This is a genomic window from Streptococcus sp. Marseille-Q8145 (assembly GCF_965112035.1).
This window is the reverse complement of record NZ_CBCOPQ010000003.1, coordinates 310,688-332,677: the sequence shown is the minus strand read 5'-3', so window position 1 is coordinate 332,677 and position 21,990 is coordinate 310,688. Positions and strand designations below refer to the sequence as shown.

The 21,990-nt window shown below is 38.8% G+C and carries 20 protein-coding genes; 7 read left to right on the top strand and 13 right to left on the bottom strand.

What is annotated here, in order from left to right; all coding sequences use genetic code 11:
• Positions 1-293: 293 nt before the first annotated feature.
• Positions 294-737, top strand: a complete 444-nt coding sequence (locus ACWPVL_RS07925) for a hypothetical protein (RefSeq protein WP_454388122.1) — start codon at positions 294-296, stop codon at positions 735-737.
• 242 nt (positions 738-979) lie between these two features.
• Here the strand turns inward: ACWPVL_RS07925 and ACWPVL_RS07920 are convergent, their stop codons facing one another.
• Positions 980-2,065 carry a hypothetical protein gene (locus ACWPVL_RS07920; protein ID WP_454388120.1) on the bottom strand — a complete coding sequence of 362 codons (1,086 nt, stop codon included), beginning with the start codon at positions 2,063-2,065 and terminating at the stop codon, positions 980-982.
• Positions 2,066-2,193: 128 nt separating this feature from the next.
• On the opposite strand from ACWPVL_RS07920, the gene ACWPVL_RS07915 reads away from it, so the two are divergent.
• The 6 genes from ACWPVL_RS07915 (at position 2,194) to ACWPVL_RS07890 (ending at position 8,017) form a co-directional block, all read left to right on the top strand.
• The gene (locus tag ACWPVL_RS07915; RefSeq protein ID WP_454388118.1) at positions 2,194-2,454 is read left to right on the top strand and encodes a hypothetical protein; all 261 of its coding nucleotides are present in this window, start codon (positions 2,194-2,196) and stop codon (positions 2,452-2,454) included.
• Positions 2,455-2,463: 9 nt separating this feature from the next.
• Positions 2,464-2,664 (top strand): hypothetical protein, encoded by a 201-nt coding sequence (locus ACWPVL_RS07910; protein ID WP_454388116.1) that lies wholly within the window; start codon positions 2,464-2,466, stop codon positions 2,662-2,664.
• 157 nt (positions 2,665-2,821) lie between these two features.
• Entirely contained in the window at positions 2,822-2,989 is a 168-nt protein-coding gene (locus tag ACWPVL_RS07905) for a hypothetical protein (protein WP_454388114.1), read from the top strand.
• Positions 2,990-2,991: 2 nt separating this feature from the next.
• Positions 2,992-5,211, top strand: coding sequence for a type IV secretory system conjugative DNA transfer family protein (locus tag ACWPVL_RS07900; RefSeq protein ID WP_454388112.1), 2,220 nt, complete (start codon positions 2,992-2,994; stop codon positions 5,209-5,211).
• Between the two features lie 92 nt (positions 5,212-5,303).
• Entirely contained in the window at positions 5,304-6,101 is a 798-nt protein-coding gene (locus ACWPVL_RS07895; RefSeq protein WP_454388110.1) for a replication-relaxation family protein, read from the top strand.
• Positions 6,102-6,313: 212 nt separating this feature from the next.
• Positions 6,314-8,017: a DUF4368 domain-containing protein gene (locus ACWPVL_RS07890; RefSeq protein ID WP_454388108.1), complete on the top strand. Its 1,704-nt coding sequence runs from the start codon at positions 6,314-6,316 to the stop codon at positions 8,015-8,017.
• A gap of 61 nt (positions 8,018-8,078) precedes the next feature.
• On the opposite strand, the gene ACWPVL_RS07885 is transcribed toward ACWPVL_RS07890, so the two are convergent.
• From ACWPVL_RS07885 to ACWPVL_RS07830, 12 genes are all read right to left on the bottom strand, one after another.
• Positions 8,079-11,894, bottom strand: coding sequence for a GBS Bsp-like repeat-containing protein (locus tag ACWPVL_RS07885; protein ID WP_454388106.1), 3,816 nt, complete (start codon positions 11,892-11,894; stop codon positions 8,079-8,081).
• Positions 11,895-11,958: 64 nt separating this feature from the next.
• On the bottom strand, positions 11,959-12,717 hold the full coding sequence (tpiA, locus tag ACWPVL_RS07880) for a triose-phosphate isomerase (protein WP_454388104.1): 759 nt from the start codon (positions 12,715-12,717) through the stop codon (positions 11,959-11,961).
• Positions 12,718-12,875: 158 nt separating this feature from the next.
• A complete protein-coding gene (locus ACWPVL_RS07875; protein WP_454388102.1) occupies positions 12,876-13,637 on the bottom strand; it encodes an HAD family hydrolase in 762 nt (253 codons plus the stop codon).
• On the bottom strand, positions 13,618-14,022 hold the full coding sequence (locus ACWPVL_RS07870; RefSeq protein WP_285875081.1) for a PaaI family thioesterase: 405 nt from the start codon (positions 14,020-14,022) through the stop codon (positions 13,618-13,620). Before ACWPVL_RS07870 ends, ACWPVL_RS07875 begins: the two co-directional genes overlap by 20 nt.
• 251 nt (positions 14,023-14,273) lie before the next feature.
• Complete coding sequence (locus tag ACWPVL_RS07865) at positions 14,274-15,455, bottom strand: MFS transporter (protein ID WP_454388099.1); 1,182 nt, start codon at positions 15,453-15,455, stop codon at positions 14,274-14,276.
• Between the two features lie 78 nt (positions 15,456-15,533).
• Positions 15,534-16,397, bottom strand: a complete 864-nt coding sequence (locus tag ACWPVL_RS07860; RefSeq protein ID WP_454388097.1) for an Rgg family transcriptional regulator — start codon at positions 16,395-16,397, stop codon at positions 15,534-15,536.
• A 200-nt stretch (positions 16,398-16,597) separates the two neighbouring features.
• The gene (locus ACWPVL_RS07855; RefSeq protein WP_454388095.1) at positions 16,598-17,485 is read right to left on the bottom strand and encodes a hypothetical protein; all 888 of its coding nucleotides are present in this window, start codon (positions 17,483-17,485) and stop codon (positions 16,598-16,600) included.
• Positions 17,478-18,386, bottom strand: coding sequence for a hypothetical protein (locus tag ACWPVL_RS07850; protein WP_454388093.1), 909 nt, complete (start codon positions 18,384-18,386; stop codon positions 17,478-17,480). Before ACWPVL_RS07850 ends, ACWPVL_RS07855 begins: the two co-directional genes overlap by 8 nt.
• Positions 18,379-19,290: a hypothetical protein gene (locus tag ACWPVL_RS07845; protein WP_454388091.1), complete on the bottom strand. Its 912-nt coding sequence runs from the start codon at positions 19,288-19,290 to the stop codon at positions 18,379-18,381. The genes ACWPVL_RS07850 and ACWPVL_RS07845 overlap by 8 nt, the downstream gene beginning before the upstream one ends.
• Positions 19,291-19,433: 143 nt before the next feature.
• Entirely contained in the window at positions 19,434-20,093 is a 660-nt protein-coding gene (locus ACWPVL_RS07840) for a hypothetical protein (protein WP_454388089.1), read from the bottom strand.
• A 99-nt stretch (positions 20,094-20,192) separates the two neighbouring features.
• The gene (locus ACWPVL_RS07835) at positions 20,193-20,900 is read right to left on the bottom strand and encodes a hypothetical protein (RefSeq protein WP_454388087.1); all 708 of its coding nucleotides are present in this window, start codon (positions 20,898-20,900) and stop codon (positions 20,193-20,195) included.
• A gap of 69 nt (positions 20,901-20,969) precedes the next feature.
• Positions 20,970-21,875 carry a beta-carotene 15,15'-monooxygenase gene (locus ACWPVL_RS07830; protein ID WP_454388216.1) on the bottom strand — a complete coding sequence of 302 codons (906 nt, stop codon included), beginning with the start codon at positions 21,873-21,875 and terminating at the stop codon, positions 20,970-20,972.
• Positions 21,876-21,990 lie beyond the last annotated feature (115 nt).

Genomic DNA, 21,990 nt, shown 5'->3' with positions numbered 1-21,990 from the left:
CCATTATTAACCAAGTCAAATACTTCAAATTGTTCTTCCCATTACTTTATATAATAACTAAAAGTGCTTGCTCTTTCAAAGACTAAAAATCCTCCTGTTAATGTTGACCCAGAGAAATATTTTACTATAGATTACACCTCGATAAATAGTAAAATAAGAAATCTTTTGAAAAATCTCCTGCTTCTTTGTATAATATTACTGTAAATAAAAATTATTCTATTTCAGGGTTCTTGTTTGACTATTTTCCAATTTCGCCACAATTTATTTCACAATAATTTATGGAGGAATCAAATATGCCAAAAGATAATAAAAAAATTTTTGCCTATGTTTATACTGGTCTTAATCTAATTTGTTTACCTTTTAATTTAGTTAATGCTCCAAATGTTATTCATGATAGTATAAATAAGTTAGAAGCGTATAGAATAGCAATCTTTCCCAAAGAAGTCAAAGAATTTGGAGATACTCTTGCAGGAAATCCAGATAAAGCGATTGAAGAACTTAAAAGTATTACACAAGATAATAATGATTTAAGTAACAATATTTCAAAAGATTTATCTGAGACAAAGCATGAGATTGAAAATATAAAAGCAATACAAACTAACCAAAATCAATACTCATCACCTAAAGAGCCAAATCCTCGAGACATTGTTAATGTTACCGTTATTGATGTTTGCACAGGAGAAAAGCAACAAGTTAAAATGACTTATGCAGAATACCTTAATCGCATTCAACATTAAGCAGAATATTTCTTAGAGAAAAAATAGGTAGTATAACAAAAGCGAAAAATAAAAAGCACCACTCAGAATGGTGCTAAATAGAAAAGAACCTAAACAATAGAATAACAAAATATTTACATAAAACTGCAAGTCCCTATCTCATCACCTTGAGTTATACTTGTAGTTTTTTGTTGTCTTCTACTGAATAACTTTTACATTATACACCAAAAGTTCTATTTTGTCAACAATTTTCTGAATTTTCTTTATTTTAACAGATTTTTCACCTCCCCCAACTCCTTCAAACTCTCCAGCTCGTCAATCGCCTCCACATCATATAGGCCGACCTGCACAGGCGTTTCCGATAATTCCTTTCGAAAATGTTGACCCAACTTTACCAAAAATTCTGGGTTGTATCCAATCTCCAATAATTCCAACAAAGTTTTCGCCGTTTGGGTTAGGTGGAAGGCGTGGTAGTTAAAAACGTAGTCTTCGGCTTTAGTGGTAAAAACCAGCACTCTCTCATCAGTTTGAAATCCCGCCAGTTCGCCTTGCTGCACTAAAATCTCGTGCCGTCCACCACCCAAAAGCAAACCCGCCTCCAGCAGTTTCGAAATCTCCACCGCCTTGACCTCAAAAGTTTCATACAGCTCAAAGAAATCTTCGTGCGAAATCAGCTGGTGGTCTTCGACATACTCACCCGATAGTTCATCAAAAGAATTGTCATAAAAAGTAAATGGTGCTATTTTTCTGAACAGTTGAAGTTCTTCTTCTGAAAAACGGTTTAAGTCTTGAGTAATGCGCTTCGAATAACCGTTAGCTCGTGCTACGAGCTCTTCTAATGGTTTTGAGACAACTTCTGTTTCTTGGCTAAAGTCTGGCTCAATATACTGTTGCTGTTTGTTGTGCTGGCAAGCTAAAGCATAAAATAAACACTCAGTTAGAAAAAGATAAGGTCGGTCTTGGTGATTGAGCTTGTAAGACTGCTGCAAGCCTAACAAAACAGACTTTGGCAGATTTTGCGATTCTTCTATTAGTTCAAAAAAATCCTCTAAAACATCAGCCAACAAGAACTTATTTTCTTTATAGTTGGTGTCGCTTAATCGCTTCTCAGCTTGAAAGATGTAGCTGGAAAAGCCTTTTTCTGTTATCTCATCTTGGACGATCCCGTAAAGGGTTCGTCCTTTATTTTGCCCTGTAAACAATTTATTGAAACTTGTGTCTGCCAGATAAGCCAAAGAGTCTTCGTGTAAGACGAGCGACAAGCCCACGCTTACTTTCTTTCTATCAGACCAAGTCGTTTTATTGGCGTGTTTTAAAACAATAGAAAATAGACTAGGAATATCAAACATCAAGCACCTCCGAAACTGGCAAGATTTTAGCACAATTATTGGCAACAAATCACGCTTGGACTTTTCTATAATAAAGCCATAAGTTAGCTAACTTAAAACAATTATACCAAAATCAAAGGAGAAATCTCATGAATCACATTCAAAAGTCAGCCCCCAAAGTAGACCTTTCTCAGCTTGTTAGCCCCTATCAGTTAGAAGTGGCTAAAACACTGAGTGAAGCGATGGCAGATAATCAAGTTTTGGAGCTTCTCGCCAGCGATATTTTATATAAAGTGGGCAATTTGGTGCTTACTCAGTCTGAAATACTCAAAAATACACCAGAAGCTAAAGCATATACAGATTATATTCTAAAAGCGTTTACTTATTACGCCACTGAAAAGATGAAATGAGGTAGCTTTATGATGGACTACTTTATAGCTTTTATAATTATCGTTGTTGCCATATTTCTTTGGGATTGGTTCGAAAAACCAAAACAAGCAGATAAAAAGCACTATAGCGAAGAAGAAATCGCCCTGGCGGAATTTTTGGAAAAACGGCAAGAAATTAATGAACTTTTCTTGGTTGCAAAATCTGAATTGAGAAAATTCGAAAGAAAATAAAAGCCTTGATTGGACTAGACAAAAGGGAAAAATATGTTGAAATATACTACTGTTTCATTGCTTAAAAATCATTCCAATCGCTTCAAAAACTGAGGTAAGCGAAATTTAACTTTTTACCAATTTTCTTGTATAAATAAAGGCAGAAAGGAGACCGGCTATGAGAAAACTAATGGCATACATTCTTGGATTTGTTGCTTGCGCTTGGCTAGTCAATTGGGCGGTTAAACTTCTAATGGAAGTTTGGCAAGTCTTATTTTTAGGGGCTATCCTCATCTTCATTGGCTGGTTTACCTTTCGGATTATTAAATCTAAAGATTGGAGGTAGGAATGAAAAGAAAACTCGAAGCACTATCTTGGAGCGAATTCAACTGGATGCGCCCGTTTGAGATAGATGATGTGAAATCTATGTTGGGTCAACTGGTCGGGCTAAGTCGGCGCAAAGCAGTTATCTTTGAAATCCGATTATCTAAGAATCGCGTGCGCTATCTTCTAGGAACAGAAGAACAGGACAAGCGGCATATCAGCCAACTAATTCAATCACACCGAGCTATTCAGTTTTCAAGAGCTACAAAGCGTGAAAAGCTTTCAGTTGCACGGTTAGTGAGTATCAAAGAATCTCACTATGCTTTAAAAACAGACTCTGCAGAAAATATGATACGTTCAAGCCTTGCAATTTCAAAAATACTTCAGCCAGATGAAACAGTAGTTGTTCAGTTGGTCATTGGTGCAGGCTCACCGCCTCGCCCGCAACCAAAAGATTTGCCTAATTTATCCGCTAAATGGTATCAAGTGATTACAAATAATGTTCCTGAGCTTTCTGAAAACTCCAAAAAGCTAATGAAACAAAAACTAAACCAATCTACTTTTAGGTGTGAAATTCGCCTTGGTGTTCAATCTCGCAGTATTTTGCGAACAAAGGAATTTCTTGGCAGCCTACTTAGTAGTTTTCGCATGATGGAATCAAATGCAACCATTAAATTAAAACCATTAGCTATCCAAAAACTTAATCAAGCACAAGCCTCTTGGTCTTTCCCATATAGTTTATCCGTCTCAGACTTAGCTTGTTTCATGCTTTTACCTATTGGGGAAGAAAATATTTCAGGTGTGCCAAATGTTCACCCTAAATTAGTAGTGCCACCTTTAGGCTACAATATTAATCGGAAGATTCAGCGAAGTCTGGCGCAAACGGTTGAAAGTCAACCAAGACCAATTCAAATTTCAGCTCAAGCTGGCAAAAAGCACACCGTTTTTCTCGGCTCAACTGGTTGCGGCAAAACTACCACTATGAGCCACTTGATTTTATCAGATATACAGTCGAAAAGTCACAGCATGGTTGTAATAGACGCCAAAGGTCAACTTACTCATGAACTTTTAGAGCGCACATCAGCTGAACACGATGAAGATACAGTAGTCATTTCACCAACCGCCAAACGAGTTGTTGGCATCAATCCTTTTGAACTCACCAAGTATGGTATTGAACCCGAAGTTATCGCAGACTATCTGTTGGAGCTATTTAAAGGGCTTTATCCTGAACATTTTGGAATTTACTCACTGGATATTTTGTCACACAGTTTTTTAACTTTGGCGCGCATTCCAAATACTTCTTTAGTGATGTTGCCGAGCTTACTTACTAATCAGTCCTTTCGAAATAAACTATTAAGAGAGTTAAAAGACCCAATCGGACTGGAAAGTTTCTGGAACTGGTTTGAACTGCTTAGTGAAGCTCAACGCCATCAGATGTTAACCCCCATTTTGAATAAATTCCGCCAGTTTTTGCTTCGCCCTCAACTTCGGGCAATGCTGGGACAAACTAATCCAATTTTCAGCCTTGCAGAAATCTTCAAAAGCCGAAAAATCGTATTGATTCCACTAAATAAATCGGTAATCGGTTCAGAATCTGCGAAACTCATTGGTAGCCTCATCACTTCAATGCTCTGGATGTTAATTTTGCGCCAGTCTTCGGTTGAGCCAAGTAAACGCCAATCGGTCTTTATCTATATTGATGAAACACCGAGTTTCTTAGGAATCCCTAACGCTAACTTAGATGAAGCGCTTTCGCAATCTCGTCAGTTTAATGTTGGATGGAATATCGGCTTCCAGCATCTTGCACAGATGTCACCCCAGTTAAAAGCTGGAATTGAATCTAATGTTGCGAATAAAATTGTTTTTGGCTTAAATCTTGATGAAGCTCGCGAAATGGCAAAATATACTCTGGAGATTGATAAAGAAGATTTTTACAGCTTACCACCATTTTGGGCATATATCAGAACAGAAATCTCACCAAATACCTATCGCTGGCTCATTGGTAAGACCTACCTACCTAAACCAAAAATTAGAGATAGTCGCATGCCATTTTTGAATAGCTTGAGCCGATACGGACAAGATATTTCAGAAATTGAAAGTCAATTCGAAAACTATACTTTTGAAAAAACTGTTTCGAAAGACAACAATTCGCCACAACAGCTAACAGATTTAGGACGCAGAAAGCGTTCCAATCGCTCTTCGAATCGTGTTGATGAAGAAAATTCTTCCACCCCTGATAAATAAAGGTTTTCAGAATTTTTACTCACACGACTTACTCCGTAACTATGCACATTTTACGGGAGCACACCTTTAAATTTTAATGGAGAACAAAACAGATGAAATGGAATCATTTAACTAATGAAGATACACAGATTCTTTGCTTTTTAAATCAGGCTAGATACGCCACTACCAACCAACTAGCTAGACTCTTTTTTACGGATAGCGCTCGATTTGAAACCGCCATTCGTCGGGCTAATTTTACCGCGCAAAGTCTTAAACAAGCTGGCCTAATTTCACACTTGAAACGGCGAGTTGGTGGCGCACGCCGCGGTTCGGCTTCTTATGTTTGGCAAATTACTTTTCAGGGACTAAAATTCCTTAAAAACCAAGATGACAGTATCGCCTTACGCTATAAAAATCAATATGAGCCAACTCAGCACCACGTTGAACATACTTTAGCGATTACGGAAGTTTTTGTTGAGACACTGGAAGCTGTTCGAAATTCAAAAAATCTATCTTTAGAAAACTTTTCTTTCGAGCCGAACTCTTGGCGCAGCTACCAAAAACTTTCTGGTATAGGCAGAACTTTAAAGCCCGATGCTTATTTAGAGCTAGTTAGCTACGAATATGAAGATCATTACTTTTTAGAAATAGACCGAAGCACCGAAAGCTTATCTAGAATTGTGAACACTTGTAAAAAATATATTGAATATTATCGCTCAGGTATTGAACAGCGCCAAAAGGAAGTTTTTCCCTATGTTTTGTGGGTTGTGCCAGATGACAAGCGAAAGCTGACGATTTCGAAAGCGATTCAAAAAGAACTATATAACTTTTGGGAACTGTTCACTGTAATAACACTTGAAGAATACCCAGATTATATCAAGGGAGGAATAGCTAATGAATCAAAAGAATAAATACCGAGATTCAAACCAGCCCTCATGCACCGCCGATGAAATTTGTCGAATTGGTCGAACGACTTACTTAATCCGTCACCGTTTTACTGGAAATCGCCATCTTGAAAATGTCCTAGAAAGGTTGATTTTAAGCGATAAATCACTACTTTAACAGTAGTAAAAATGGTATAATAGAAGTATAAGGTGTGTGAACTCCAAAAGGAGAAAAACACATGAACAGAACTTTGACAATTTCAGATTATAGACAAGTAGATACTTCGAAACTTTCAGATATAACGGTAGTTTATTGTCGTCTAAGTCAAGACGACGGGCTGGACGGAGATAGTAACTCAATTATCAATCAGAAGAAAATTCTGCTTGATGTAGTGATGCGAGAAAATCTCCCTAATCCTATTTTGTTTATCGATGATGGCTTTAGTGGCACCAATTTTGACCGTCCAGCTATTTCAGAAGCTTTGCGGTTGGTGGAAAATCGGCAAGTTTCGAACTTTCTTGTAAAGGATTTAAGTCGTTTGGGTCGCTCTTATATCAAGGTTGGTCAACTAACGGAAATCACTTTTCCTAGTTTTGACGTCCGCTTCATCGCCTTAAATGATGGCGTAGATTCGAATAAGCCTAATGAAACTAATTCTATTTTCTTGCCAATTAAGAGTCTAATGGACGAAATGTATGCGGCGGATACTAGCAAGAAGATTCGGGCGGTGGTGCAAGCTAAAGCAAAAGCTGGCGAGCGTGTCACAGTAAATCCACCTTATGGCTACCTCAAAGATTCAAACAACCCTAAAAGCTGGATTATTGACCCAGTTGCCAGTGAAGTTGTGAAGCGGATTTTTCAGGAAGCGAAAAGCGGAAAAAGTCTCTCAGAGATTTCAAAAGGGTTAGAAAGTGACAAAATTTTTAAACCAGACCGCCACCGAATCGAAATAGGTTTAAAACCCATTTCCGCCAGCTCAAATGTTGAGAGCTTGCCTTATTTTTGGACGCGAGAAACCCTAAGAGCTATCTTAGGGCGTGAAGAATATCTCGGGCATACTGTCAATCTTCGAACACGGACAAAATCTTATAAAGACAAGCGTAAGGTGGATAACTCAAAGGAGGATTGGTTGGTTTTCAAGAATACACATGAAGCGATAATCGACCAAGAGACTTTCGATATTGTTCAAAAAATGCGAAGTCATAAGCGGTCTAATCAACGGTATAAAAATCGGGCTGGTCACGAAAATTTGTTTGCTGGATTAGTTTTTTGTGGAACTTGTGGGCGAAAACATTATTTTTGCCCACAAGAGAAAAACGGACTTAATCATGACCACTACAAGTGTTCTGGATATCGCAAGCCGATTGATGGTTGCGAAAATCCACACTACATTCAAAAATCCGCCCTGATTGAGATTGTAAGTGGCAAGCTCCGCCAAACCATTCAGGAAGTCCACTTCGACCAAGAAGCATTTTTGAAGAAGCTAGAACAACAAAGCCAAGCGCAATTCAGCAAAGATAACAAACGCCAGCGCCAGCAACTTCAAAAGGATGAGCACCGCGCTAAAGAGATTGATACCATCATCCAAAAACTTTACGAAGATAATCTACTTGGCAAAATTTCAGATGAGCGCTTTGTGAAGTTAAGCCAGAGCTATGAAGAAGAACAGCACCAGCTCCAAGCTTCCATTTCTGACTTAACCGAAAAACTCGCCAAACAACAAGAAGACAGCCTTGATATTTCCAAGTTTATGGCGAGAATTTCCAAATATACAGAGCTACCAGAACTAACCGTTGAAATAGTGAATGAGCTGATTGATAAGATTGTGATTCATAAACCAACTGGCACGAAGCGCAATCGTATTATTCAAGTTGACATTTATTATAATTTCATCGGAAAACTAAACAACGAAAAAAGCGAGCCAAACGAATTGGCTCGCTAATATTAACCCAAATAACTAAACTGCTATGTGTCAGGTCAGACTTCCCTTGGTTTTTTTGTGTTTATCTATAACGAGGTGACGCGAAACCACGGATATTTCCATGACCAATACGGTAAGTATTACGTTTAACTTCGTCGTTACTGTTACCTTCAATTGTGTGAATAATGCCATTTTCGACTTTTTCGACAATACCGATATGATCAGCCCAGCCATCGTTTTGCTGGGTATCTTTATCCCAGTTAAAGGTGATGATATCGCCCGCTTTAGGTGTAGAATTACCATCTTCATTCCAGATACCTAGACGTTTAAAGATATGAATATGGCGCTCAACACCGCATTCACGACCAATAAGATCGCTCAAGCCTTCTCTTTGGAAAATAACTGTCGTGAAAATGTCGCACCAGTCATCTGTGTTTTTTACAGCGTAGCCAACTGGCAGCGGTCTAACGCTATTATAGTCATTGACCAGACGGTGGTGCTCAGCACTGCCTCCCTTGACGCCAACCATCGCTGCTGCTGCTGCAAGAACACGATCACGCTGACTGCTAGGCGATTGAGGATGTTTAATAGAAACCGTAGTTTTCTCTCCACCAGCTCCTTGCAGCTGATTGCGATTGTTCAAGTAATATAGGTGAACATTGTACTCGCCTTGGCTATTTTTATGGTCTCTTGCATAAACATGCTTGCGATAAGTACCATCAGCTTGGCGTTCCGCCGTATACCATTGAATATCATCTTGTCCATTTTGACTGGACCAAGTTGGCAAATAGACAGTTTTGACACCTTCTGGAGCTACAACACCAGAAACGACGATATCAAATTCACCAGTTTCATTGTTTTTATTTTGGATACTGATTTTTCCCTGTGGCTTCTCCCCTGCCGCAACGGAAACCTTAGTCGTTGTGCCACCGACACCAACCATCTTGCCGTCGTTTTGGATATAGTACAAGTGGACACTGTAGTCGCCAACAGAGTTCTTATGTTCGCTAGCACGGACGGTGAATTTATATGTACCGTCTGACTGTCTTTGCGCCTTGTGCCAGATGATGTCGTCTTGACCTTGATCATTTGACCAAGTGGGAAGTAAGACTTCACGAACGCCTTGTGGGCTAGAAACCTCGGATACGATCACATCGAATGTACCGGTCTTTGGATCGTTGTTGGCAATAGTCAGCTTGCCTTCTGGTTTAGCAACGGAAGCAAGACTAACCTTAGTCGTTGTACCACCAACGCCAACCAACTTACCGTCATTTTGAATATAGTACAAGTGGACACTGTAGTCGCCGACAGAATTTTTGTGTTCGCTAGCACGAACAGTGAATTTATATGTACCGTCTGACTGTTTCTGTGCCTTATGCCAAATGATGTCATCCTGACCTTGCTCATGTGACCAAGTTGGAAGCAAGACTTCACGAACACCTTGCGGGCTAGAAACCTCAGAAACAATTACATCGAATGTACCGGTCTTGGGATTATTGTTGGCAATAGTCAGCTTGCCTTCTGGCTTAGCAACTGAAACCTTAGTCGTCGTACCACCGACGCCGACCAACTTGCCGTCGTTTTGGATATAGTACAAGTGGACACTGTAGTCACCAACGGAATTCTTATGCTCGCTAGAACGGACGGTGAATTTATAAGTACCATCTGACTGTTTCTGTGCCTTGTGCCAGATGATATCATCCTGACCTTGATCATTGGACCAAGTCGGAAGCAAGACTTCACGAACACCTTGCGGGCTGGAAACCTCGGATACGATCACATCGAATGTACCGGTCTTGGGATTGTTGTTGGCAATAGTCAGCTTGCCCTCTGGCTTAGCAACTGAGACCTTAGTCGTTGTACCACCAACGCCGACCAACTTGCCATCATTTTGGATATAGTACAAGTGGACACTGTAGTCACCTACAGAATTCTTGTGCTCGCTAGAACGGACGGTGAATTTATATGTACCGTCTGACTGTTTCTGTGCCTTGTGCCAGATGATGTCATCCTGACCATTTTCATTTGACCAAGTCGGAAGCAAGACTTCACGAAGGCCTTGCGGACTAGAAACTTCGGACACGATCACGTCGAATGTACCAGTCTTAGGATTGTTGTTGGTAATAGTCAGCTTGCCTTCTGGTTTCGCAACGGATACCTTAGTCGTCGTACCACCGACGCCGACCATCTTGCCGTCATTTTGAACATAGTACAAATGGACACTGTAGTCACCAACGGAATTCTTGTGTTCGCTAGCACGAACGGTGAATTTATATGTACCGTCTGACTGTCTTTGTGCCTTGTGCCAGATGATGTCATCCTGACCATTCTCATTTGACCAAGTCGGAAGCAAGACTTCACGAAGGCCTTGCGGGCTAGAAACCTCGGACACGATCACATCGAATGTACCCGTCTTGGGATTGTTGTTGGCAATAGTCAGCTTGCCTTCTGGTTTCGCAACTGAAACCTTAGTCGTTGTACCACCAACGCCGACTAACTTGCCGTCACCTTGAACGTAATACAAATGAACATTGTATTCGCCCGTAGAGCCTTTGTGGTTGGCAGCATTTACTGTCAGCTTATAAGTCCCGTTAGCTTGCTTCGTTGCAGTGTACCAAACAATATCATCTTGTCCACGCTCACTGGACCAAGTCGGAAGTTTAACTTCCTGAACTCCATGTGGTGCGGAAACTTCGGAAACAACAACATCAAATGTGCCAGTTTTTGGATTATTATTTTGAATACTAATCTTACCTGTCAGCGGTTGTTTAACCAAAGTAGCTCTAGCTGTAAATCTTCCAGAATAGTCAATACTTTGGTCAAAAACATGCTTACCAGAAAGCAGCTGCGCTTGAGAAGTAAATTGCCAAGCTCCTGCTCTGCTATTGTACTTCAAGTTTTTAGCATCATTTACACTCAGCTTCGGTGCTGGATACTGAGCAATCCAAAAATTATCAAGGCCAAAGAGAGATGTATTGATTGAACCTTTGTGGCGTAGGTTGTTCTGGTCAACCCAGCTAGCACTTGTGTAATACATCAGATTTGCATATCCCTGCTTGCGCATTTCATCTGCCCAAGCCTGAGTATGCTGGTTGATCCCCGATTGCATTTTAGGATCTTCCATGTCATTGACCATGACTGTATTTTTAGGCAAGGACAGTTTATTAGCAAAAGCAGCATAGTAACGGGCCTCTGCTCTGGCTTCTGCATCATTTGTATAATGCGAGAAGGCATAGGTTGATACTTGCAAACCAGCTGCTTGCGCATTTCGAACCTGAGACTCAGCAAAAGGATTAGTATAGTGGGTTCCTTCTGTCAGCTTAACAACGACACCACCGACACCTTTGGATGCTAATTGGCGATAATCTTCTACGCTGATATGGCCGTTATGGCTACTCACATCCACAAAGGTAGAGCCCTTGATTTCTGCTTGTGAATTCCCACGCGCTGTTTGTCCTGCTGAAGAAGCCGCATTATAAAAAGAAGTGCTGCCTTTTTTGGATGTAGGACTGGCGCTGATCGCTGGGGAAGTCTGCTCAGCCTTTACTGGCTTCTGAATCGCTTCAGAAGCAGCTTCCTTTGCTTGTTCACTCGCTTTATTTTCTGGTACATTCTCCTTGACCAAGCTAGCAGCAGGTGCCAGATTTTCTGGTGCCTTGTATACTGGACTAGCTTCAGATTTTTCGGCCGAGCTTTCTTGTTTGACTTGACGATCTGTGGATACCGCTTCTGGTAAGGCTACCTGCTGAGGTTGATGATCCTTTTCTACTTGAAGTTCTGCCTTAGCTACTTCAGGGTCTGTGGTTGTCGGCGCACTTTCTTCTGCCTGTACTACGTTAGCCGTTGCTGCTAGCAATATAGCTGTACTGGCTAAATAGATAAGTTCCTTTGATTTCACCTTTTTTCTCCAAACTTTCAAAAAGCTTGCCACCTTTAGGGCAACAAGCCATTTATTGTTATTCTTATTTCACAAAATCAAGAAGAGCTAGGAAGCTTTCAGCTTCAAGTGACGCTCCACCAACAAGGGCACCATCCACATCTGGGCAAGCCATGTATGAAGCAACGTTTTCAGGTTTAACTGAACCACCGTATTGAACGCGAACTTTATCAGCAACTTCTTGACCAAAGTCAGCTGCTACAACGTCACGAACAACTTTACACATTTTTTGTGCATCGTCTTGTGAAGCTGATTTACCAGTACCGATAGCCCAGATTGGCTCATAAGCGATAACAGTTGCAGCAACTTGTTCAGCTGTCAATCCAGCAAGAGCAGCAGATACTTGAGCGCCTACGAATTCAGCAGCTTTACCAGCTTCGTAAGTTTCAAGGCTTTCACCACAACAGATGATTGGAAGCATACCATTTGCAAAAATTGCTTTTGCTTTTTTGTTGATATCTTCGTCAGTTTCATGGAAGTAGTCACGGCGTTCTGAGTGACCGATAACAACGTAGTCAGTACCGATTTCTTTCAAAACTTGTGGGCTTGTTTCACCAGTGAAAGCACCTGCATTTTCAAAGTAGCAGTTTTGAGCAGCAACTATAAGGTTTGAACCTTTTGCAGCAGCAAGAACAGTTGTCAAATCAACTGCAGGAGCTGCGATACCTGCTTCAACAAGGTCTGATGAAGGAAGTTTTGATGCAACTGCTTCAACAAATGCTTTTGCTTCTTCTGGATTTTTGTTCATTTTCCAGTTACCAGCGATAAATGGTTTACGTGACATTTCACATACCTCTTCTATTTTTATTTATATGGGCTATTATATCATAAGTAAGCAAATTAATAAAGGTTATCCACAATTTTTCATCAAATCGTAATGTTTCTACGAGTTATCCACAGTTTTGGCTGTGAATAAATCATTCAAAGACCTTGTAACATCTTTTACTTCCTATTTTCCAGCAGTTCTTCTATATCCGTAATGACTCTGGCCTGCATTTTATTAAGCTTATTTATCTCTGCAGCTGAGTATGGAAAGGTGTTCAGCAAAACGCTATCAATTCCAACAGCTTGAGCAATAGCCATATCTGTAGAAAAATCATTGCCAACCATCACCGTATCTTCTGGATTGAACCGATTCTCCTCCAGTACGAGTTCTAACCATTCTGCTTGTGGTTTTTTGATCTGATAATCAGAAGAAATGTAAATTTTATCCAGATAGGGAGCACAACCCGTCAATTCAATTTCTGGCATTGTAAAAGCCTTTTGAGCATTGGATAGCAATATAATATCGCCTCCCTGGTCCTTAATGGCCTTTAAAACTTTCAGGGTATTCGGATAGGCATGGAGCTGACGACGAGACAAACTCCGAAAAGTCACAGCCAACTGCTCTCCCCAAGCCTGCACATCTGGAAGCGGAGTCTGGGTTTCATGCTTAGATGGAGCTTCCTGCAAGAGCTGGATGAAAACCGCCACCAAATCAACCTCGGGATAGGCCACGCTTTTCTCTTGCGCTATCTTGCTTTCTTGCTTTACTACCAATTGTCCATATTTCTTTTTCAAGTCTTCTGGCTGATAATCTGCTCCATATGCTGCATAGATGCGGGAAAGATGCAACCATAAAGTCGGATCATCTTCATCAGTCCGGATATCTACTAGTGTTCCGTAAAAGTCAAAAAGATAATGTTTATATTCTAACTTGTGCATTTTCTCCCCTTTCGCCAGTGACAAACATGGTAAAGGTCGCCTTACATACATTTCTACCGTCTTGATTGGTAATATCCACATCTACCACTCTAGTCGTTCGGCCAGCATGGACACATTTCCCCGTGATACTTAGGATATCGCCAAGCTTAGCCGCTTTGAGATAGTTGATGGAGGATTGTAGGGTCACGGCGTCAGCTCCTTGTGAAATGACAACCAAACCACTAATCTGATCGCACAAAGTGAACAAGTAGCCTCCATGTGCATTGCCATAATAGTTTAGAGAAGAGGGGACGACCTCTGTGGTTACTAAAACATGGCCATCTTTGGCCTCCTCAATTTTATAGTTTTCAAATGCTGAAATCGCATCAAAATGAAAATCTTTCATTCCTCACTCCATTAATTTTGCTTATACTTCATCATACTACTTTTACTAGCAAGGAACAATGATTATATGCACATTCCAATGGAAAAATTTTTTCTACCAGCTATTCAAATCCCCAGTACTCCTGATCTATCAGCCGATTGGACTAGTAGCTTGGAAATAAAGTTCTAAGCCAAATTAGGCTAGTAATGAATTTAAAAATTCTCAGCTGAAGATTTGCAAGACAAAACATTAAACTAGGTTGGAAATCCAGCCTAGTCTTTTTGTATTCTCTTTTGATAAAGGTAGGAAATCAAAGCCAATCCTATCACCCCTAGACCAATCAGAAGAAAGGAAAGGGTGCGGACACTCGGTAGCAGCGTCATTAGAAAAGTCGCAGGAGGCATGAAAAGAATTGCCAGCGTGTAAATAGTTGAGAAAACACGGCCTAGGTACTGTTGCTCCACCTTGGTCTGAACCTGACTGAAGAAATGAATATTGAAAACAGTCATAAAGAGCTCGCAGATAAGATTACCAGAATAAGAAAAATATGGATGAACCGATAGCAAGGCAGAGATGCCCATGACCAGGACTCCAACACCAGTCAATAGCAGAGCGACGAGTAGATTTCCCATACTGGCCTTAACCTTGCTAGCTAGAATAGCTCCAACGATTGAGCCTACAGCTCCCAAACTCAAAATAGTTGCATAAGAGCCGGTCTTGCCGTAGAGCTGATTAGTAAAAGGCAATAGATAATTAAAAGCCGCAAAGAAAAAGTTAACTGCAGAAGCTACCAAGAGCAGAAAAAAGATTTCTTTTTGCTGACGGATATAAACTAAACCTTCCTTGATATCTCTCAGGATATTGCCAAGATTGATGGGAGACTTCTGCTTGCTTGGCTCATGATTAGGTAGAAAGTAAACCAAGGCAAAAGCTAGAAAGAAGCTAAGAGCATCCAGCTGAAGTGTCACGCGCAAATTTGCATACTGCATCACGATAAAAGACAGAACTGGAGCTGAGACACTGATAACCTGCAAGGCCAGCTCCAGATGAGAATTGTAAGCCACAATGTCTTCCTTGTCCACAATTTCAGTGATGTAGGACTTATTAGCTGGCCGAGAAAAGGCAAAGGCTATGGCCTGAACCACATTAGCAAAAATCAGCGCTCCAATCATGAGCTGGTCATTTGAGATAAAGGAAATCAGCAGACAAAGTCCAGCACAAATCAAATCTGTTACCATCAAAACCTTACGCCTGGAAAAGCGGTCCGTAATGGCCCCACCCAAAGGATTAAATAAGATAGAAGTGATTAGCTCCGATATCTGATAAATGCCCAAGACCGTCTGTCCCAGAGCTCCCAAAGAAGCAAGCCAGATGCTGTTCCCATAGTCATAGAGCATATTTCCAATTTTATTAATAGCAGCCCGTGTAATCAACTGTGCTGCCTGTCGATTCATAAAAATACCTCCCTCCATTTCTGAAACTATTGTATCAGGAATAGAGAGAGGTTCTTTATTTTTCCCATATTTGGGAAATTATACTTTTACAAACTTATCGAAATGCTCTTGATAATAGGCGACTTGCTCAGGTAAATTCAGCACTTCAAAGATGTGCATGGCTTCCTGCATTTGCTTGATTCCCTGCTTCTTCTCTCCCTTCTGATAAGCCGCAAAACCCTTGAGATAGAGGAACACATTGCGTTCATAGAGTTTGATGCCCTTGCCAATGATTTTCTCCACGTGAGCCTCAAAATAACTAGCCTTATCAAAAGAACGACTTTCCAAACAATGCTGGTAACAATTGAGGGCTAAAATCAAGACCAATTTCTTATGGCGACCGATTTCTTTGTAGTAGTCCTCTCGCTCCATGACTTCCTTGCCCAGACGGTAGACGTAGTCCACATCATAGAAGCTATAGAGATTGCCAAAGAGAATCAGCTCATACATAGTCCATTCTTCCACTTGGAAGAGATAATCAGCCACCTTATCTAAATCCTCTTGCCTCATGCGAAACTGACTGTCTCGCTGACAAATCAAGCCCTGCATCAAAATCCAATTCAGCTCATAGTAAAGAGGCGCACTGCTGGCCTTGGCCTTTTCCAACTGCTCCACTTGCAAGTCTTGAAATCCCTTGATGTCATTTGAGTAGTAAAGAGGGATAATCTGACTCATCATGGCCACATGCTCATGATGCTGGAAATTCCTTGCCTTGTCCATAAAATTTTCAAGGGTCACATGAATATTATCCAAGAGATCTAAAAATTTCGAGAGAGTCATGTCCGACTCACCCAACTCAAAACGAGACAGCTGAGAGGTTGAGCAAACCTGACCAGCCGCTTCCTTCAAAGAATAATGCCCATTTAAACGAAAATCACGAAAAACTTTGCCTAAATCTTCCATTTGTTTACCACTTCAATTCCTTTAATTGCTGTTTCGCTTCCCTAGTCGCTCTTTCAAAACTACCTTCACTGCCCCTTGTTCGGATTTTATTTTCATACGAGGCTCTTTTCGTCAAAATCTTATCGGCTGAAAATCGGAAAAGGCAAATTCTGCTAAAAATCCTGTCTACTTATCTCTATTACCTATACCAATCGTTCTTTTCATCTGTTTTTTAATAAATCCTTGTGTTTTTTTAAATATTTTTTTCCATACCATTCCTCTACAGACTTGCCTTCCCACTCACGGTATTCTTCGGAGTATTTCCATTTGTAGAAAGCTTGTAAATAACTAGGAAATTCGATGTAGATTAGCATAGCAATCACAGCAATATTTAGGATAATCCATGTTATAAAAAGACCTAAGCCTTCCAACGAAGTTGAAAATTTCATGGAAAAACTCTTTACAATAAAGTTTATAATTACTCCAATTCCAAAAAAACTCATTCCATAAATCGCTATCTTATTGGCAATTTTATTGTGAAGAGAAGACCCACTTCCATTACCATACATCAGTTTTTTGAGACTTTCAATTTCAAGGCTAAACATAAAATAGGCTAATATAAAAATAAAGACAAAAATTGCAGCGATCATCCAAACAGATAAAGTTGGTAATGACATATCAATAGCTAGCAGGTTAAATTCAAAACTAAGCCAAATTAAAAATGTGATTACATGAAAATGATAACGATAGGGTAATAAATAATTTCTTTTAATGAACTTTCCAACTAAGACAACGAGTAACCATACAAACAGGAATAAAACATATATTTCAGCTGACAATAAGGGAGTTTTAGATATAGAAACAGCTAAATCTTTTGGGTTGGAATCATGTAGATAAATAGAAATTACTAAAAGCATGAAATTTAAACTTATTGGAAATATCAATGCCAGAATAACACTCTGAATTTTTAATCCTATAGAAGGGTAGCCTTTTTTATAATACTTTTCTAATTTGCTATAGACATCTTTTTTCTGATACTGTAAAAACCCATCATCTTCCAGATTCAAACTCTCTTCAAAACTAGCCTTAAAAATAGATTTTTTATCCATAAGTTTGATTACCAATCTTCTTTTGTAGTAGTTCAGGGTGCTTTTTCAAGTACCTCTTCCCATACCATTCCTCTACGGACTTGCCTTCCCATTCTCGGTATTCTTCTGGATATTTCCATTTGTAGAATGCTTCTAAAAAGAAAGGAAATTCCATAAAAATGAGTATGGCAATTAGGACGATATTCAAAATAATCCATGTCAAGAAAAGCCCCATGCCTTCTATAGAAGTTGAAAATTTTATAGAAAAACTTTTCAAAATAAAATTAATAATAACACCAATTCCCAAAATTCCCATTCCATAAACAGATATCATATTGGCAATTTTATCCTGCAGAGTAAGAGATTGAATATTCCCGTAAATTCGTTTTTTTAAACTTCTAATTTCACTGCTTAACATTAAATAAGTCAACAATACTAGAAACCCAAAAAGTGCCAAGATACCCCATATTGATAATACCGGTAAAGATATAGTGATTGCCAGCAAATTAAATTCTAACATAAACCATATCATAAAAGTTATGATATGAAAGCGATAACGATAAGGAAGAATATAAGTCCGTTTAAAGAATTTGCCCATTAATACCATTAACAGCCAAATTAATAAACAAATTAAATAGACTTCAACTGTTAGTATAGGATGTTGAGAAATAGGCAATCTTAAATCCTTAGGATCAGAATCATGTAAGGACATCGCAAAAACAAATAACATGAAATTTACACCTATCGGAAACAATAAACTAAAAATTAGGGTTTGAACGCTAAACCAAAAGGAGGGTTTCCCCTTCTTAAAAGCTTTCCCAAGTTTATTATAATAATCTTTTTTCTGATACTGTAAAAACCCATCATCTTCCAGATTCAAACTCTCTTCAAAACTAGCCTTAAAAATAGATTTTTTAGTCATAACTTTGATTTCCAATCTTCTTTTGTAATAGTTCAGGGTGCTTTTTCAAGTACCTCTTCCCATACCATTCCTCTACGGACTTACCTTCCCATTCTCGATATTCTTCGGAATATTTCCATTTGTAATATCCTTGAAGCATAAATGGAAATATCAGAAAACTTTCTAGCAGGACAAATAACAAGTCACCTACAAACCAAATAAACAAAACACCTAGGGTATCCAACATAAGCCCTACCGCATGGGGAAAAATCAACCTAAAAATGAGTAAAACTACAATAATTCCAAAACCATATTTGAAGATAAATGCAGCCACTTTATGAAACAGTCTCCCCAGCCAGTCTTGTTCGTCTTCTTGTTTGCCATATAGCATTGACAGTAACGAAGTTCGCCTGCTTCGGACGATAATGCAGCACATAAGCCCAAACAAAACAAAAAAAAGAATTGCTCCGGTCGCTTTTATCGTACTATACAAAAATGTCAGTAAAAATAGATTCATTTCGATAATCAACCAAATTAGGAATGTGACAAACATATGAAATTGTCCCCTATATATAAGGATAAATTGCTGAGAAAAGCGTTTCCCCCAAAAAATCAGTAAAAGCCACAAGAGTAAGAAAATAATAAATAGCCAGTTGGGCAAGAAATTATGAACCGGTGGCAATATAGGAGAATCCTCAGAATAATGATAAAGGTAATTAGTTAAGGCTGTTATAAGCCAATTAGGACCGATTATGAAAACAATTGTTAAAACAGTCAACCATACATACGATTTTGGAGTACCTCTGTATTTCTCTTTTTCTTGAGCAGATGCTAAATTTTTATTGGAAAATTCTCCTGAAATGGGATCGTCCTGTAAATTCAAACTCTCTTCAAAACTTGCCTTAAAAATAGATTTTTTCTTCATGCTTTTACCCTCAATGCTAATACATTTTCTATTCTAGATGTCTAGAAATTGCTGCCATAACGACCACCACCTTCATAAGAGTTCAAATAATCCTTCACTTTGGAATTCATAACAGCAAAACTTTTCAAAACTCATATTTTCTATTATGAAATTTTATTGTATCTATTCTTTCTATATCTTTCAACAGCCATAAACCATCGAACCATATTGTTTTGCCATAATAACAGAACTGCTACAGCTGGTAAAATACCCATAAAGCTTAAAGTGATAATCTCACTGCCGATAGGTGTCCCTATCATATTAAAAACTAGAATAGATATGACTAAAATTGGACCAATCAGTCCCATTAAAGCCATAAATACTGTGAAAATCCAAGCGAATATCTTCTTGCCAAGAGTAACCTTCTTATCGCCAAAATTACCCCAAATAAGATTAGTATCAACTGCCCGTCTAAAATTTTCTTTACTGGTTGGCTGTGCCAACTTAACATTTTTATAAAGGGCTCGCTCTACTATCACCAACAAAAGAGTACCTTCCAGAAACCAAACAATTAGAAAATAAACCAAAGTACCATAGCCATAGACACCACCAAATAATCGTGTCTCAGGAAAAAGCTGCATCGCACCACTAAAAGCAATCAGAAATGATGTAATTAAAATGATTTGTTTTCGATTGCCACGCGATGCCTCTGTATTCAATAGTTTACTTTTAGGAGCTGCTAAGGGGTCTCTTGGCTTTTCTACATTTACATAAATAGCCTGACCATCACTTTCCCCTATATAAATAACTTTCCTAAAAAACATCCTTTTTTCTTTCCTCTCTATATACCAACAATTAAAACAAGTCAGGTTGATATAGTTCTAAACTGGTTTATGATAATCGAACGAATTGATAACATGGGGTCATAATTTCCTATTTTCATTTTCTAATTCATCATTTAATTCATTTATAATTTTATTATTTATAACAGTCTTAAAGACTCCATTCCATATAATATTTGGAATCAAAGAAAGTAATATAGCAAGCACAACTAATTTCACCATAAACTCTATGATTGTACTCGGCATAAAATAAAACCAGTAAACAAAAGGAATGACTGCAAAAACAATAAACGAGACTACTAAAATATTTGCAAGATAGGGTGTTTTTATCTGTTTCAAAACATCATTATGCTTTAAAGTGATATCGTGTATAACTTTAAAATATTCTTTCTGAACAGTACTACTAGGAGCTTCAATCAAAGGATAAGTATTTCTAATTGAAACCATCCATAATTCAAAAAGTATAAAAAACCAAACTCCTAAAAGTATCGGTAACAGAAAACTAAAAAGGCCAAACTCTTTTTGAGGAACAATGTAATTATCAGAATAACCAGCGATAAAAGCCATAATCGGTACAATCAAAAGCGGCGAAGACATCCAAGTTAATCTGCTAATTTTCTTGGCTCTCTTTTGGTGATTCCGTATACTTTCCTTATCGAGCTTTCTCCAGACAATATTTCTTGAAAAAGGATAATACTCTGCAGCTAAGCCTGTTCCTTTTAAATTAGTGCCCATACCATTATCCACAGCAAATAATAATCTTATTTTTTTCATAATGGATAGCTCCATATTTACTTTCTAGACTTAATATCTTGATCTGGCTCTTTACTTACAATACTGCCTAAAGGCAATAATTTTTTACTCATTTTCTTCTCCATTCTCTTGTGTTGTTTCTTCTTGTAGCTGGCCACTTTTAACCAGCTTTTTATAATATCGTTTGCTGTACCATTCTCGGTCCGATATCTTTAAATAAGCCTTATACTCTTCTGGGTATTTGTGGATATAGTAGGCTTGAAAGATATGGACATTGATCATAAAGGCGATAAAATGAGCTCCAATGACAAACCAAACTGGCAAAAACAAGCCTAAAATGTAGAAATACCACTGAAGAGGGACTTGATATAGCAGATGATAGACCAGCGACACTGGAAAGAGAATTGCCGTGATTCCAGCGAGAATTCTGACTAGCTGCTTAAGGATTGACTTTTCCTCTTGATCATTTAGTCTGCGCTTGAGATTCTGAATGCTATTGAGGATAATCCAGAAAAAGAGGGCTATGCCTACCCCAAGCTCAAGCCAGAAGCCCAGCCATGTATAAGCATCATAGGCCACTGCACTGGCAAAGTACAGTCCTGATATGAAGGCGCAAATGGACATGGTGAAATAGAAAGGAAAGTAGGTCCAAAGCTGGCTGGTCAAGCGTTTTTTGGGCCAAAAAACAGGAATCATCCCCACAAGAAATAGTAAATAAATACTAAGATTGAAGGGCTTTAAAAAGGAACTTATGTTATGAATTAACATTCCTGCCTCAACCGAAATATAATGAATATCACTATCTGCACCTATCAACTCAGGCATCCCCATTAAAACACCATAAGTTAGAATCCCAAAAAAGAAAAATCCAGCAATAATAACTGTAAAGAGGCGATTGATGATCCCCATATGAATAGGATTTGGCATACCGGCTGTTAAGGCAAACTTTCCATTCGTTACGATTTTCTTACTTCGTTCAAAGTCTGCACCGAAAATACTTATTTTTCCCATTTTTTCCATTTTTAATCTCCAAATTTCATCTGTCAGAAAGCCTCATATTCTTGGGAATCTTCCATTTTAGGATAGGAAACAAATTGTGTCACAAAACAGCAACTGTCGCAACAAC